The organism is Streptomyces sp. LX-29 (genome assembly GCF_029541745.1).
In the GTDB taxonomy this organism is placed as follows: domain Bacteria; phylum Actinomycetota; class Actinomycetes; order Streptomycetales; family Streptomycetaceae; genus Streptomyces.
In genome coordinates this window covers 467,984-482,500 of sequence record NZ_CP089746.1, presented here as the reverse complement: position 1 = coordinate 482,500, position 14,517 = coordinate 467,984, and the positions used below count along the sequence as shown (strand labels likewise).

The 14,517-nt window shown below is 74.1% G+C and carries 15 protein-coding genes, 1 tRNA gene and 1 pseudogene; 9 read left to right on the top strand and 8 right to left on the bottom strand.

Annotated elements, in window-relative coordinates; all coding sequences use genetic code 11:
* Positions 1 to 94: 94 nt before the first annotated feature.
* Together LRS74_RS02225 and LRS74_RS02220 are read left to right on the top strand one after the other, a co-directional pair.
* Positions 95 to 796 (top strand): NAD(P)H-binding protein, encoded by a 702-nt coding sequence (locus LRS74_RS02225; protein WP_277739359.1) that lies wholly within the window; start codon positions 95 to 97, stop codon positions 794 to 796.
* A gap of 228 nt (positions 797 to 1,024) precedes the next feature.
* A complete protein-coding gene (locus LRS74_RS02220; protein ID WP_277739358.1) occupies positions 1,025 to 1,633 on the top strand; it encodes an XRE family transcriptional regulator in 609 nt (202 codons plus the stop codon).
* A 98-nt stretch (positions 1,634 to 1,731) separates the two neighbouring features.
* Here LRS74_RS02220 and LRS74_RS02215 read toward each other — a convergent pair whose 3' ends face one another.
* Positions 1,732 to 2,604 carry a sulfurtransferase gene (locus LRS74_RS02215; protein ID WP_277739357.1) on the bottom strand — a complete coding sequence of 291 codons (873 nt, stop codon included), beginning with the start codon at positions 2,602 to 2,604 and terminating at the stop codon, positions 1,732 to 1,734.
* A 119-nt stretch (positions 2,605 to 2,723) separates the two neighbouring features.
* Between LRS74_RS02215 and LRS74_RS02210 the strand changes: the two genes are divergently transcribed.
* A complete protein-coding gene (locus LRS74_RS02210) occupies positions 2,724 to 3,980 on the top strand; it encodes a DUF1266 domain-containing protein (RefSeq protein ID WP_277739356.1) in 1,257 nt (418 codons plus the stop codon).
* A gap of 5 nt (positions 3,981 to 3,985) precedes the next feature.
* Here LRS74_RS02210 and LRS74_RS02205 read toward each other — a convergent pair whose 3' ends face one another.
* Positions 3,986 to 4,126, bottom strand: coding sequence for a hypothetical protein (locus LRS74_RS02205; protein ID WP_277739355.1), 141 nt, complete (start codon positions 4,124 to 4,126; stop codon positions 3,986 to 3,988).
* An 86-nt stretch (positions 4,127 to 4,212) separates the two neighbouring features.
* On the opposite strand from LRS74_RS02205, the gene LRS74_RS02200 reads away from it, so the two are divergent.
* Positions 4,213 to 5,718, top strand: a complete 1,506-nt coding sequence (locus LRS74_RS02200) for a membrane-associated oxidoreductase (RefSeq protein WP_277739354.1) — start codon at positions 4,213 to 4,215, stop codon at positions 5,716 to 5,718.
* A gap of 281 nt (positions 5,719 to 5,999) precedes the next feature.
* On the opposite strand, the gene LRS74_RS02195 is transcribed toward LRS74_RS02200, so the two are convergent.
* On the bottom strand, positions 6,000 to 7,370 hold the full coding sequence (locus LRS74_RS02195) for a nucleotidyl transferase AbiEii/AbiGii toxin family protein (protein WP_277739353.1): 1,371 nt from the start codon (positions 7,368 to 7,370) through the stop codon (positions 6,000 to 6,002).
* Positions 7,367 to 8,158 (bottom strand): hypothetical protein, encoded by a 792-nt coding sequence (locus tag LRS74_RS02190; protein ID WP_277739352.1) that lies wholly within the window; start codon positions 8,156 to 8,158, stop codon positions 7,367 to 7,369. The genes LRS74_RS02195 and LRS74_RS02190 overlap by 4 nt, the downstream gene beginning before the upstream one ends.
* A 73-nt stretch (positions 8,159 to 8,231) precedes the next feature.
* Here LRS74_RS02190 and LRS74_RS02185 point away from each other — a divergent pair.
* Both LRS74_RS02185 and LRS74_RS02180 read left to right on the top strand, forming a co-directional pair.
* Positions 8,232 to 8,303 (top strand) — tRNA-OTHER (locus tag LRS74_RS02185).
* Between the two features lie 124 nt (positions 8,304 to 8,427).
* A pseudogene (locus tag LRS74_RS02180) lies at positions 8,428 to 9,172 on the top strand (ornithine cyclodeaminase family protein).
* A gap of 135 nt (positions 9,173 to 9,307) precedes the next feature.
* Here LRS74_RS02180 and LRS74_RS02175 read toward each other — a convergent pair.
* Entirely contained in the window at positions 9,308 to 9,628 is a 321-nt protein-coding gene (locus tag LRS74_RS02175) for a hypothetical protein (RefSeq protein ID WP_277739351.1), read from the bottom strand.
* A gap of 136 nt (positions 9,629 to 9,764) precedes the next feature.
* Here LRS74_RS02175 and LRS74_RS02170 point away from each other — a divergent pair, with 136 nt between their 5' ends.
* From LRS74_RS02170 to LRS74_RS02160, 3 genes are read left to right on the top strand one after another with little or no spacing between them, the layout of a single operon-like run.
* The gene (locus LRS74_RS02170; protein ID WP_277739350.1) at positions 9,765 to 10,322 is read left to right on the top strand and encodes a TetR/AcrR family transcriptional regulator; all 558 of its coding nucleotides are present in this window, start codon (positions 9,765 to 9,767) and stop codon (positions 10,320 to 10,322) included.
* Complete coding sequence (locus LRS74_RS02165; protein WP_277739349.1) at positions 10,319 to 10,711, top strand: DUF6463 family protein; 393 nt, start codon at positions 10,319 to 10,321, stop codon at positions 10,709 to 10,711. The genes LRS74_RS02170 and LRS74_RS02165 overlap by 4 nt, the downstream gene beginning before the upstream one ends.
* Positions 10,708 to 11,622, top strand: coding sequence for an NAD(P)-dependent oxidoreductase (locus LRS74_RS02160; protein ID WP_277739348.1), 915 nt, complete (start codon positions 10,708 to 10,710; stop codon positions 11,620 to 11,622). Before LRS74_RS02165 ends, LRS74_RS02160 begins: the two co-directional genes overlap by 4 nt.
* Before the next feature lie 95 nt (positions 11,623 to 11,717).
* Here LRS74_RS02160 and LRS74_RS02155 read toward each other — a convergent pair whose 3' ends face one another.
* From LRS74_RS02155 to LRS74_RS02145, 3 genes are read right to left on the bottom strand one after another with little or no spacing between them, the layout of a single operon-like run.
* The gene (locus LRS74_RS02155; RefSeq protein ID WP_277739347.1) at positions 11,718 to 12,470 is read right to left on the bottom strand and encodes an FkbM family methyltransferase; all 753 of its coding nucleotides are present in this window, start codon (positions 12,468 to 12,470) and stop codon (positions 11,718 to 11,720) included.
* Complete coding sequence (locus tag LRS74_RS02150; RefSeq protein ID WP_277739346.1) at positions 12,467 to 13,702, bottom strand: nucleotide disphospho-sugar-binding domain-containing protein; 1,236 nt, start codon at positions 13,700 to 13,702, stop codon at positions 12,467 to 12,469. The genes LRS74_RS02155 and LRS74_RS02150 overlap by 4 nt, the downstream gene beginning before the upstream one ends.
* Positions 13,699 to 14,514 (bottom strand): alpha/beta hydrolase, encoded by an 816-nt coding sequence (locus LRS74_RS02145; RefSeq protein WP_277739345.1) that lies wholly within the window; start codon positions 14,512 to 14,514, stop codon positions 13,699 to 13,701. The genes LRS74_RS02150 and LRS74_RS02145 overlap by 4 nt, the downstream gene beginning before the upstream one ends.
* Between the last annotated feature and the right edge of the window lie 3 nt (positions 14,515 to 14,517).

Below are 14,517 nucleotides of genomic sequence, written 5' to 3'. Positions count from 1 at the left end.
AAGGAGTGGCCCGAGACCGGGCCGCGGCAGGGGGCCGGTGCGCGCCGTCGCGCGGACCCGGCAGGACACCGGTACAGCGGAACAGGGGAGAACCATGCACATCGGAGTCATCGGCGCCACGGGCACCATCGGCAGCCGCGTCGTCACCGAAGCCCTCGGCCGGGGGCACCACGTCACGGCCTTCAGCCGCGACGCCACCCGCGTCGAGGAGCAGCGGGAGAACATCGTCTGGAAGAGCGTCGACGTCCTGGACGCCGCCTCGGTCGCCGCGGTCCTCCCCGGGCTGGACGTGCTGATCAGCGGCTTCCAGCCCGGCAACGGCGCCCGCGACCTCGCCGACACGGTGCGGCGTTCGATCGCCGACCCCACCGTCTACGCCACCGCCGCGCGGGCGCTGCTCAAGGCGCTGGAGAGCCACCCCAGGACCCGGCTGATCGTGATCGGCGGCGCCGGCAGCCTGGAACTCGAACCCGGACTGGTGGGCGCCGACTCCGGGGAACGCCTCCTGGAGAGCCTCGACGCCATCGGAGTGCCCAGGGAGTACGCGGCCGCGGTGCGCGGCCACCGAGACGCGCTCGACGTGTACCGCACGTCCAACCGGCTGTGGACCTACTTCAGCCCTGCCGGGGAGATCGCCCCGGGCGAGCGCACCGGGCGGTTCCGCGTCGGCGGCGACCAACTGCTCCTCGACGCCGACGGTCGCAGCCGCATCTCCGCCGAGGACGCCGCCGTGGCCCTCGTCGACGAAGCGGAGCTGCCCCGCTTCGTCCAGCGCCGCTTCACCGTCGGCTACTGAGAGAGCGCCGAGCGGGCCGGGCGGGCCGGCCGCAGGGGGGAGCGGGGTTCGAGCGGCGGGTGCGGCGGGTGTGCCGATGGCGCCGGCTGTGCGGGGGTGCCAGCGGCTGGCGTGCCGATGGTGCCGGCTGTGCCGGGGTGCCGCGTCGAGCGGCCGGCGGGCGTCCGCTGGTGCCGGCGGTGCGGGAACGGCAATCGCTGTTGCCGTTTCCGGGAGCGGTGCGCTGCAATGGACGGCGTGGAACACTCACCAGCCGTCGCCCGGGCCCTCACCGAGGTCGGTCCGCGCCTCAAGCGCCTGCGCGCCCAGCGCGGCGTGACCCTGGCGGAGCTCTCGGAGGCCACCGGCATCTCCAAGAGCACCCTGTCCCGCCTGGAGTCCGGCCAGCGTCGCCCCAGCCTGGAGCTGCTGCTCCCCATCTCCCAGGCCCACCAGGTGCCGCTGGACGAACTCGTCGGCGCCCCGGAGGTCGGCGACCCGCGCGTCCGCCTCACGCCCCGGCGCATGAACGGCAACACCGTGCTGCCGCTGACCCGGCAGCCCGGTCCGCTGCAGAGCTTCAAGATGGTCCTGCCGGCCACCCGCGACACGCCCGAGACCTGCACCCACGAGGGCTACGAGTGGCTGTACGTCCTCTCCGGACGGCTGCGGCTGGTGCTGGCCGACCACGACCTGGTCCTCGGACCGGGCGAGGTCGCCGAGTTCGACACCCGCCTTCCGCACTGGTTCGGCAGCACCGGCGAGGGGCCCGTCGAGCTCCTCAGCCTCTTCGGCCGTCAGGGCGAGCGGATGCATGTGCGGGCCAGGCCGCGCGCCCGGGACGAGCCCGGCCCCTGATCCGGCGCGCCACGGTCACGACGGCGTCCTTCGACGCCGCTCCGGCAGCCCCCCGCCGCCGTCGCGGCCCCGGCGGCCGTGGACGGTCGCCGGTCCCCTCAGGGCGCCTCGCCGGTCGCCACCGGAAGCCCGGAGGCGGGCCGTCCCCAGTCGCTCCACGAGCCGTCGTAGACGGCCGTTTCACGGTAGCCGGCCAGCTCGGCGCCGAGCGCCAGGACGCAGGCGGTGACCCCGGAGCCACAGCTGAGGACCAGCCGCTCCCGGTCCCCGGCGCGGGCGGCGAAGGCGGCGCGCAGTTCCCGCGGCGGGAGCATCCGACCGTCCCGCAGGACCTCGCCGAAGGGCAGGTTCACCGCCCCGGGCATATGGCCGCCGCGCAGCCCCGGCCGCGGCTCGGCCGCCGCGCCGGAGAACCGTTCCCGCGAGCGGGCGTCGACGACCACGCGGTCCGGGGCGGCCAGAGCCGCCGTCACCTCGGCGCTGTCGACGAGCAGATCGGCGCGCGGCCGCGCGGTGAAGTCGCCGCGGCGCCCCGCGTACGCCGCCGGCCGGTCCTCCACCGGCAGCCCGGCCGCCGCCCAGGCGGGCAGGCCGCCGTCGAGCACCGCGGCCCGGTCGCAGCCCATCGCCCGCAGCATCCACCACGCCCGGGCGCTGGAGTAGATCCCGGCGCCGTCGTAGACGACCACCGTGTCGGCGTCGTCGAGGCCCAGGCGGCGCAGTTCCTCGGTGAACCGCGCGGCGTCGGGCATCGTGTGGGGCAGCGGACCCGTGTGGTCGGACAGCGCGCCGTCGATGTCGAAGGGGCGCGCCCCCGGGATCCGCCGTCCCGCGCCGCGGTGCGCGCCCACCGAGGCGTCGAAGACCACCAACCCCGCCGAGCCCAGCCGCGCCGCCAGCCAGTCGACATCGACCAGCGGACCCGGCGGCGTCGACTCCCGTCCCCGCGGTGACCGTTCCGTCGTCGTCATGCCGCACCCCCGTGCGTCCGTGCCCCCCGGTCGGGACCGGGCTGTGACCAGGCCGCGTGCGCGGGCACACGCACGGCGGGCCGTCCGGCCCACCCCGGGCCTCGCGATACATTCTGATCATGCACGGCGAGGATGTACAGGACGTACAGCACGACGAGATACTGCCCTTCATAGCCCTGCCCGAGGACGGGGGCACCTGGACGGCGCCCACCGAATTCGAGCAGCGGCTCTACGCGTTGTCCGAGCGGACCGAGGCGGACGACGACACCGCCAGATACGCGTACCTGCGGCTCCTCGCCGCCGAGGGGCTCTACCGGCCCGTGGACCTGAGCGTCGCCCGGAGCACCGACAGCCAGGCCCCGCTGCACGCCCCCGCCCTGGACGACGGGCGGAGGATCGTCCAGGTGTACACGGAGGGCGTGCTCCCCAGGCCGCACCCCGACGTGGTCTACGAGTTCATCACGCTGGGCAGCCTCGCCCTCATCTGGCCCGAGGACTGCGAGATCCTCGTCGTCAACGGCGGCACCCCGTGCGAGCACTGGTTCCTCGCCGACGAGGAGGAGCGGGAGGTCTGGGGCGACCTGCACGAGGACCTGTACGAGCCCGACGGCACCGGCGACCGGGTCGTCACCCGCCGCACCGGGGCCCCGGAGGATCCAGACATGCTGCTGGGCCTGGCCTGCGGGGCGCACCTCTGCTACGCCAACGGCGACGCCTGGAACACCCTGGACTGGCACGGCGCCGGCTACCACAACGAGGTGGAGCGGCTGGTCGACTCCTGGGGCGTCGAGGGGCGCGACGACTGGCTGGACGTGCAGGAGCGACTGCTCACCCGCGAGGTCAGCCCCTGGTACTGGGACTTCGTGTTGGAGGCCCGCAACGATCTCATCCGCGAGCTGGGCCACCCACGCGTCGACCCGGTGCTGTGGCGCGACTGGGTGGAAGCGGTCTGCCGCGACCGCGTCCAGGCGCGCAGCGAGGCCGATCTGGAGGAGTTCGTGGCCTTCGCCCGTGACCTGGTCGGCAAGGTCATGCGGTACGAGGCCCGGTTCCGCGCGGACGGGCTGCTGCCGCCCGACGGCCATGTGCGGACCGTCGCCGCCTGGGACCTCGGACGCGCCTCGAAGATGGCACGCTGGGGGAGGGGCGCGCGCTACGCCACGGAGCCGGAGATGCACGCCGCCATCGGCCGGGTCGGCGTGAGTGTGCGGGACTTCTACGAGTCCTGGGAGGACTTCTCCGCCGGATACATCCTCGGACGCTGTCTCCACTTCGACGAGGAGCAGTTCGGGCCGTGGTACACCAGCGTCCTGCTCGCCCACCGGATCCTGCTGGTCGACCCGCACAGCCCCTGGGCGACCGTGCCGCTGCGCTGACGCCGTCAGCCGGCGGCGTTCCCGTCGCGCCGTCCGCGCCACTCCGTCCGCGCCGCGGTGAACAGCCACTCCGTCCGTGCCGCAGTGAACAGCCACTCCGTCCGCGCCGCGGTGAACAGCCGCGCCGTCCGTGCCGCGGTGAACACGCCGCGGCCCCCGCTCTGACGCGGGCAAACCGTCCTCGCCGGCGCGCGGTTGACACCACGAACACTCGCGCGACACCATCCCGCCGGTGGAGATCAACGACCTCTCGCCGGCCGAGCGTCGCGTCTGGCGCGCCTTCCCCCGCGGCGAGGCCGTCGACTTCCGGGAGGGCGCCGACGACGATCCTGTGGCCGGGGCCGGTTGGGGACCCGGGCGGACGGTGCGCGCCGAGGTGTTACGCGCGCTGCTTCTCGACGGGCCCCGGCAGGACGGTGAGATAGCGGGTCTGAAGCTGACCGGGGCCCGCGTCACCGGCCGGCTGGACCTCGGCTACGGGACGGTCGACCACCCCATACGGCTGCGCGCCTGCCACTTCGAGCGCGCCCCCCATCTCTACGGGGCGCACCTGCGCGTCCTGGTGTTCAGCGACTCCGCGATGCCGGGGGTGAACGCCGGGGCGGTGCGCGTGGACGGGGTGCTGCGGCTCAACTGCTGCCGGATCATCGGCCCCGTCCGGCTCGCGGGGGCCCAGGTCTCCGGGGCGCTCTTCCTCAACGGGGCGCGGCTCGGCGACCCGGAGGCGCCCGCCGACGCGGACGAGCCGGGCCCCACCGCCGGAGCCGCCGAGGGGCCGGTGCTGCGGCTCAACCACGCGCTGATCGGCGCGGACCTCTGGGCCGTCGACCTCGTCGCGCACGGCCAGATCCGGCTCAAGGCCACGACCGTCGAGGGGCAGGTCAACCTCGACCGCGCCCGACTGCACGCGCCCGGCGGCACCGCCCTGCACGCCGAGAACCTGTCGGTCGGCACCGACCTGCGCGGGGCGGACCTACGGGTCGACGGCCGCGTCGACCTCCGGGGCGCCACCGTTCCCGGCCAGTTCGACCTCACCCGGGCCCGACTGTCCAACCCCGGAGGACAGGCGCTCCGCGCCAGCAGTTGCACCATCGGCGAACTGTGGCTGCGGGACGCCGAGCCGATCCAGGGGAAGGTGACCCTGCGCCGTTCCCAACTCGACGTGCTGCACCTGCCCCCGGAGGTCTGGTCCGGTCGGATCAGGACCGACGGCCTCAGCTACCGCACCCTCGTCCCCCACCTCCCCGCCGCACGGCGGCTGCCGCTGCTGGAGCGCGACGCGGACGGCTATGTCCCGTACGCCTACGAGCAGCTGACCCTCGCCTACCGCACCGCCGGTGACGAGGCCGCCGCGCGCACCGTCCAACTGGCCAAGCTCCGCCGCCACCGCCGCACCCTGCCGCCCTACGCCAGGATCTGGGGGTACCTCCAGGACGCCGCCGTCGGCTACGGCTTCCGCCCCATGCGCGCCGCCGGATGGCTGCTGGCCCTGCTGCTCACCGGGACCCTCGCCTTCGCGCGGCGCCATCCGCGACCGCTGAAGCCGGAAGAGGCCCCCGACTTCGACCCGCTCTTCTACACGCTCGACCTGCTGCTGCCCATCATCGGCTTCGGACAGGAGTCCGCCTTCGCCTCGCGGGGCTGGTACCAGTGGCTCTCCTACGGGCTCATCGTCACCGGCTGGATCCTGGCCACCACGATCGCCGCCGGCATCAGCCGCTCGCTGAGCCGCCAGTGAAGCGCGCCGCAGGGCCCCGGGCCGTTCGCGCCGTGTGCCACGGGCCGCGGACGACGGCGGTCGCCCGCGGCCCGTGGGTGACGCATGGTCAGCCGAGCGCCTTCGCCCGCAGCTCGGCCGTCTCGGCGATCGGCGCGTCGTCCGCCGCCGCCTTCGATCAACACCGTTCCGCCCATGCGGAGTCCCGAACGGCGGCGGGGGTTCCGCTCGCGTGGCCGCGACGCCGGGTGCCGGAGGGCGTGCACGGGCGGGCCGGGGCCCCGGCCCGCCCGGCCGCCGCCTCAGTCGCGCTGGGGTGCCGTGCCGTCCCGGAGCTCCACGAAGGCCGCGTCCGGGTCGCCGAGCCACCCGGCGCGTTTGCGGACCTGCGGGTCGGGATGGCCGGCCCGGAACTCCGCGACGACCCCGGCCGCGCGCTCCAGGGAGCACTCCCGGCGGCCGAGCAGCTCACGCGTGAGGACGATCGCCTCCGCCGCGCCGAAATGCCGCTCGACCAGCAGCTGCTGGAGCCCCTCCGCGCCCCCCGACGCCAGCGCCTCCCGGAAGGGCGACAGTCCCGACGCGAACCATGCGGCGCGCAGCCGATACGCGGGGGAGTCGTCGCTGCCGTCGTCGTCGAGCGCGTAGACGGGGGCGAGAGCGGCCGCGAGCCGCTCCACGACCTTTCCGGGCGGGCCGTCGAACCGCTTGTCGGGCGCGCCCGCGAGCCGCGGGTGGTCCTTGGCGAACTCGAACCACTCGGCGTTCGACGCGCAGTAGGCGACGAACTCGGGCAGCACGGGGAACCGGTCGAAGGTGCCGTAGTCCACGCCCGTGAACACCTGCCGCAGCAGGCCGAGGGAGAGATCGGTGGCCGGGTCCTCGGCCAGCAGCAGGGCGTCGTAGAGGTCCTTGCCCTCCGGGTAGCTGTCGGAGACCAGCCACATGATCTTCCAGGCGAGGGAGAGCGCCCGGCCGGCCGCCGGCAGCCGGATCGGCTCGCCCGCGCCGCCCCGGCGCGGGATCTCGGCGAGCTCGGCCGGGACCGGTAGCGGCTCGTTGAACACGAAGTCCAGCTGCACGCTGCCGCCCGGCAGGCCCTCGGCCGTCCACGGGATCACCAGGCGCCGGCCCGGCACCCGGTCGTAGGTCCAGATCGAGTCGCTGACGGCGCCGGCCGCGTCGAGCCGCACCAGGCCGTCGCGCAGCGACAGTTCCTCGGCGGCCCGCGCGATACCGTCGAGCATGCGGTCGGTACGGGGGTCCGCCAGCTCCCAGTCCTGCGGCTGGACGACGAAGTCCAGGTCGCCCGGCTCGCGTGCGGCCGCGCCGTACCAGGCGCGCAGCAGGACGCTGCCGCGCAGCACCAGGTGGTCGGCCCACGCGCCGCCCGCAACAGCGGCCAGCACATGGTCCACCGCGAGCTCACGGGCCGCCTGCCAGCCGTCGCCGGTGCGGTCGTCCGCGAACCGCGGCTCGCTCGGCCGCATGGCCCGCCCGTAGTGCTTCATCGCCGGGTCGAAGACGGGGGACTGGGCCACCCCCTCGCCCGCCACCGGCACCAGCGTGCGCGGCAGCTCCTGGCGTGCGCGGACCTTCTCGTCCGGCCCCTCCTGCGGGACGGTGTCGTCCGCCTCCCACGGCCCCCAGCCGAACTTCTCCCACGCCGTCATCGCGCCGCCGCCTCCTCCTCGCGAGTCCCCCCGGCGGCACACCCGTCGTGCGCCCCGTCGGCCTCGTGCCGCTCCCGTATCCAGCCCGCGTCCAGCGACTCGTCGCTGTCGTACACCACGAACTCCCGCTCCATCGCGACCATCTCATGGCCCAGGGCGCCCAGCTCCGAGACGAGCGCCTCCAGCCGGCGGCCCGCCGTGTCCCGGCCGACCAGCCGGCAGCGCTGGGTGACGAAGCGCTCCGCGCGCCCGTCCTCCCGGATCCGGCGGGCATTGCGCGACAGATGGGCCGCATGCCGGTCGGCGACCGCCACGATCGCGGCGGTGTCGGCGTCCGGCTCCAGCACGAGCTTGACGTGGTGCTCGAAGTAGTGGCGCGGGCCCAGCACCGCGCCCTCGGCGTCGCTGCCGGGCACCCCGCGCGCCCACGGCGCCGCCTCGACCTTCGTCCGCACCACCCGGTGGCCCGCCTCCCGCAGCCGGCGGACCGCCCCGTCGGCCGCGTCCCGCGCCGCGGCCAGGGTCCCGGCCGTCCGCAGGGTGACCATCGGCTGCGCCGGCACCCGACCCCGGTCCAGCACGATGCGGGCGTACTTCCACCCGAGCTCCGCGGCCAGCAGCGCCAGGCGGTCGTCGTCCGGGCCGTCGTTGTCCGGGCCGCTGTCGTTCGGGCCGGGGGATGTGGCGGCGCGGTCGTCGGCGGTCCGACCGTCCGCGTCGGCACGGACCGTCAGATGGATCTCGAAATCGCCCGCGAACTGCGGCGGGCCCAGGTGGAGCGTCAGCACCGGGCCATGATCTCAAGTGCGGATCTGTAGTACAGTAGGTCTCACGACGCCGCCCCACGGGGCGGGGTTCGATGCGTCGGTCGTCTAAGGAAAGATACTCGTCTCCAAACGAGGGATGTAGGTGCAAGGCCTGCTCGGCGCTCCATGAAAGGCCCCTTCCCGTGTCGGGAAGGGGCCTTTGTCGTGCTGCCCCGTCCGCTCCTGTCCCGTCCGCTTCTGGGGCGTGCCTCCCGCCGAAGCGGCCCGGCCGGGCCGGGGACCATGGGTGCATGACCCGCATACTGACGCGAAGCGACCTGCTGGCCGTCCTGGAACCCGAAGCCTGCATTGCCGCGCTGCGCGACGGATTCCGTAGCACCGCCGCCGCGCCGGCGGCCGGGCAACGGGTCCGCACCGACCTGCCGTTCCCCGGCACGGCCACCGCCCTGCTGCCGGGAGTCCTGCCCGGCGTCGACGCGTACACGGTGAAGGTCAACGCCAAGTTCCCGGGCGCCCGGCCGGCCCTGCGCGGCGTCATCTGCCTGCACAGCGGCCACGACGGCGAGCTGCTCGCCCTGGTCGACTCCGCCACCGTCACCGCCTGGCGCACCGGCCTGGCCGCCGCCCTGGGCACCCACGTGCCGACGTCCTTCTCCTGGCCACCTGGTCGCGCGCCCCGCTGCTGGACCTGGCGGACACGCGTCCGGGACAGCACCTCACCAGCCTCGGCGCCGACGAGCCGGGGAAGCGGGAGCTCTCCGCCGAAACCTGCTCGCCTCCGCGCTGCTCGTCGTGGACGACCGCGAACTGGCGGCTGCCACAGGGGCCCTCGCCACGGCCGGCCTGGACGCCGCGGCCGCCGACGCCACGCTCGGCGAGGTCCTCACCGGCCGCCACCCGGGCCGCACCAAGCCGTCGGAACGCACCGTCTACGCTCCCGTCGGCCTGCCCTGGCAGGACCTCGCCCTGACCTGGAACGCCTATCTCCGGGCGGAGGAACGCGACATGGGGGAGCGGATCGACCTGCTCGTCTGACCCACCGCGGCGTGCGGCCCGTCCCGGACGGCGACAGGCCGCAGGCGTCAGTCCTGAACCCGGGTCCGGGCCGGGCGTCCGAACGCGGCGGCCACGCCGTCCGCGCACGGCGGACGGCGTGGCCATGCCCCGGGCTCAGGTCCGGTGCGGCGTGTCCAGGGTGGACGGCGAACGACCGACGGCGGTCCCCGGGGTGGGAGTCGCGGCTGCGCCTCGGGCGCGCCTCGTCCAGCGCCTGTTGGCCTCGCGGAGCGCTTCCAGGTCCGTGGGCCGCGCATACCTGCGCAGCAGGCGGAGCAGCGCGGCGGTGGTCGGGGCGAGGGGACGGGCGGCGGACCAGGCGAAGACCGCGTGACACGACGGGAGGTCGGTGACGGCGACGAAGCGGACGCCGGGCCGGGGCCACAGTTCCCTGCCGCCGTCCTGGAAGAAGCGGATGCCGTACCCCAGGCTCACGTAGGAGATGCAGGATTCCGGAGAGTTCGGCGCGTGGCTGGTCTAGCGCACGGGAGTCCCCTCGGGGCGCGGGTCAGCGGCCCAGAAGGCGCGCCACTCATCTGACCGTACCATTCAGTATGGTACGGTCGTTGATATGGCAAGTAAGCGCGACTGGCTACAGACCGGACTCGGGGTGCTGGCCCAGGACGGCGCGCGAGCGCTGACCATCGAGCGGTTGTGTGCCGAGCTCGATCTGACCAAGGGGTCCTTCTACCACCACTTCAAGGGCATCGCGGGCTTCAAAGCGGACCTGCTCGCGCACTTCGAGGCGGAGCACACCAGTCAGTTCATCGCCGGCGCCGAGAGCGCCGGCGCCCCGGCCCCGCGCAGGATCCGGCGCCTGCTCGACCTGGTCCTCGACGACAAGGACGACAGCGACGGTCTCGAGATCGCCATCCGCGCCTGGGCGTTGCAGGACGCCGAAGTCCGCGCGCTCCAGGAGCGGGTGGACCGGTTGCGCGTCGACTACCTGCGGACCCTGTGGCGCGAGCTCGGCGGGCCGGAAGCCGACGTCGAGCCCATGGCCCGGCTGCTCTACCTGATCCTCGTCGGCGCCCAGCAGGTCGTGCCGCCCCTCTCTGTGCCCGAGCTGCGCGACGTCTACGGCCTGGCCCTGCGCCTGGCCCCGCACGAAGGGGAGGACATCGGGTGAACGCGCTCGCCCGCTGGGTACCCCGGCTGATCATCGCCACCGCGATACTCCACTTCGCCTGGGCCTTCGCCCAGCCCAACGCCTGGAACGCCATCGTCCGCGACGGCTTCTTCCGCAGTGTCGTCGACACCGGGGCCGCCGACTACTTCGAACGCGAGTTCAGCGTCTGGTGGATGGTCTCCGGCGTCGCTCTCCTCGCCCTGGGCACGCTGTCCCGACACGTCGTCCGTACGACCGGCCACCTCCCCGCGCAGGTCGGCTGGTACCTCCTGGGCCTCGGCGTGCCGCTGTGCGTCATCTACTTCCCCGTCACCGGCGGCTGGCCGGTGACCGCCATCGGCGTACTCGGCCTCGTGGCCGCCCGCCGCACCGGGGCGGTGCGGTCATGAGGGTGCTGCTCGCCGGTGCGACCGGCGCAATCGGCCGGCCCCTCGTCCGCGCCCTGACCGGGGCCGGTCACCAGGTGACCGCCATCGTCCGCGACCCGACCAAGCACGACCTGGTCAGGAGCCTGGGTGCCGAGCCGGTGGCCGCCGACGTCATGCGGCGCGAGGAACTGCTGCGCGCGCTCGACGGCATGGCCGCCGACGCGGTGCTGCACGAGGCGACCGCGCTGCGCGGCGCCGCACCGCGGCTGCGCGCCGACGACCCGACCAACGCGCTGCGGCGCGACGGCACCGCGAACCTGCTCGCAGCCGCCCGAGTCGTGGGCGCCGGCCGCTTCGTCACCCAGTCGATGATCCTCGGATACGGCTATGTCGACCACGGCGACCGCGTACTCACCGAAGCCGACTCCTTCGGCGAACCACGGGGCAGCTACGCCGACTCCGTGGCGGCCGGATGCCGCTCCACCGAACGGCAGGTCTTCGCCGCCGGCATCGAAGGCATCGCGCTGCGCTACGGGCTCTTCCACGGCCCCGGCGCGTTCAGCGACCTGTTCGCCGACATGATGCGCAAACGCCGGCCGTGCATTCCGGCCGGCGGCGGCGGGACCAACTGCTGGATCCACGTCGACGACGCCGCGGGCGCCACCGTCGCGGCCCTCGAGCGCGGCAGGCCGGGCCACGCCTACAACATCGTCGACGGCACCCCCGTCACCTGGCGGACCTTCGCCGACACCGTGGCCGCCGGCCACGCCACCCCGCGCCCGAGGTCGATACCCCGCCCGCTGCTGAAACTGGCCGCCCCCTACCTCGCCTGCCTCATGGCCGACACCTCGATGCGCGTGTCCAATGCCAAGGCCCGCCAACACCTCGGCTGGCAACCAGCGCACCGCCCGCTTGCGGGCAGAGTCCCCTGACGGGATCGACCCGCCCGCCTGAGCCACCTCGGCGAGCACGGCGAAGCGATCCGCAACGCCGTTCGGCCGACCCCCGCCCCCCGGCCGACAGCCGGTCACCCCCGCGTCGCCGTGAGGTAGTAGAAGGGAAGCCCCTGGTCCATGAAGGTGGTGGGGGCGCTGGACACGGTGAAGCCCCTGTCGTGCAGCAGGGTCTCGATCGCGCACAGCTTGCCGGACGTGTCGGCGACCTCTACGACGAGGTTGCGGATCCTGGGCCAGTCGCGGTCGTCGATCCCGCCGAGCACGTCCAGCTCGGCACCCTCGACGTCCACCTTGACGAGGTCGATGTCGGCGTCGGTGGGCTCGGTGTCGGCCAGGACGTGGGACAGCCGCTCCACCCGGACGGTCAACTGGCGGGGCGTGAACAGTGACGTGGTCAGGGTCTTCCCCAGCAGTTCGGACAGCCTGGCCTTGAAGGGGACCTGCTCCTCGGGGCAGAGGGTGGAGTTGCCCGGGAGCCGCGGGTAGTAGGCGAAGCTCGCCCGGTCGTTCCGCTCGGACCCCAGGCAGAACGGATGCACCGTGACCTCGTCCAGCCGGTGCAGCTCCAGGTTGAGCCGCAGGGCGCGCAGGCTCTCCGGCGCGGGTTCGAACGCCATGACGCGGGCCTCGGGGTAGGCGCGCTTGGCGTAGATGCAGAAGAGGCCGATGTTGGCCCCCACATCCACGATGAGTGGTGCCTTGGGGAGCTCCGGGAGCACGTAGCTGTGGTCCTCGAAGATCTCCTGGTAGATGAAGCGCGCCTCCATGCCGCTGTGGGCGTAGGCCTGGAATCCGTCGGCCAGTTCGAGCAGAGAGAAGCTCATGCGTGTGCGCCTCCTTGTCCGGCGGTGAGCCGTGGTGGTGAAGTCCCCGGTGGCCGGCTCCCCTCCACCGATGCGGCGGCGACCAACTCCTCCAGGTGCGTCGCCGCGGCGGCCGGGCCGCCGGCGGCGCGCAGGGCACGCGCCATGCGCCGGGCGGCGGCCCGGTAGCCCGGCTCCTGGAGGACGGCGTCGAGGGCCGCGCCGAGCCGCTCGGCGGTCACCCGGCCGAACCGCACCCGCACCCCCACCCCGGCCCGGGCCACCTGGGTGGCGATGGCCGGCTGGTCGTCCCGGATCGGGGCGACCACCAGGGGCAGCCCGTGCCACAGCGCCTCGCAGGTCGTGTTGTGCCCGCCGTGGCAGACCACCGCGGCGCACCGCTCCAGCAGCGGCAGTTGGGGAACACTGGGGCGCACCAGCAGCGAGTCGCCGCCGGGCACCGAGCCCGAGGGGTCGACCAGGACCCCCTGGAGCCGGTCCGAGCGGTCCCGGACCATCGCGGCGCACTCGGTGAGGAAGCGCGTCCCGGAGCCGGTGTTGGCGGTCCCGAGGGTGATCAGCACGGTGGCGCGCCCAGGGTCCAGCCACTCCCAGGGGAAGTGCCCGTCGTACGGGCGGGGCGCGATCGACGGGCCGACGCACCGCACCTGCTCGCCGAGGGGCTCGGCCGCGCCGATCAGCTCCTCGGCGCTGAACACCAGCACCAGTCGGTCGGACCGGCGCGGATCGCCGGTGCCGTGCGGGTCGCCGATCCGCTTCCGCAGGTCGTCGACGAAGTCGGCGATCCACCCCTCGACCTTCGGCAGCCCCACCAGCGAGGTGAACTCGCCGGAGGTGCTCGCCGAGGTGGCCCAGGGGAGACCGATCCGCTCGGCCACCAGCGCGCCGGCCACGGCCTGCTGGTCCACGACGAGCGCGTCGGGCCGGAACTCCTCCACCGCCCGTAGGACGCCGGGCGCCATCTCCTCCGCCAGCGGCCCCAGATAGCGCTCCCAGAGATACTTCAGCGCCGCGGCGCCGCGGAGGGTCGGCGGCCGCGCCATCCCGGGGTCGTCCGGCGCCCTGCCGGCGCACGGGAACACCCGCGCATCCCGGCCGACCAGCGGGCCGACGATCCGCGGCGGCCCCGCCCAGGCCACCCGGTGGCCGCGCCGGACCAGCTCCGCCGCGACGCCCAGCGTGGGGTTGACATGGCCCACCAGCGGCGGCACCACGAACAGGAAGCCGCTCACCGCCCGCCGCCCTCCCCCGGCCGGGCCCGGTGGTGCTCGCGGACCCAGCCGATGATCAGGTCGCACACCATCCTCGGATGGGCCAGCAGCACCCAGTGCTGCTGGTCCGGCACCACGACGGTACGGCAGGTGCTGATGAGCGACTTCAGCCACGGCTCCTGGTCCGCCAGCTCCGATTCGCTGCCGTAGATGGCCAGGACGGGGCAGCGCAGGGACCGCAGGTGCTCCTGGTCCAGCACCCGGCTGGCGGGGATGTCCTGGGCCACGGTGCTGGTGTTCAGCAGGTGCGACGCGGCCTTCACCCGCTGGGCCATGTAGGCGCTGTGCTCCTCCTTCACCCACTGCTGGAAGTCGCCGCGGGCGAACTCCACCGCCGCGGTCGGCAGGGCGAGCGCCATCTTGCGGGACCAGCCGTCGGTCGCCGGCTCCGACTCGATCACCGAGACGGTGGCCACCCGGTCCGGTCGGCGCGCGGCGTAGTGGAAGGCGATGGTGCCGCCGAAGGAGTGGCCGACCAGATGCACCGGCCCCGACACCGCCAGCCGGTCGAGCACGACGTCGAGGTCCCCGACGAAGTCGTCCAGCGTGTACCCGCTGGGCAGCCGCTCACTGCGGCCGTGTCCCCGCTGGTCGTACATGACCACGTCGAACCCCGCGGCGGCGAGGGTCGGCCCCAGGGTGAGATAGCCGCTGACGAGCGTGTCGATGAGCATGCCGTGGATGAAGACCACGGTCGGCGGGTCCGTGGTCCCCCTGCGGGCCGCCAGCCGCTCCACGTTCAGCTCGACGCCCTCGGCGCTGATGACCGCCATGAC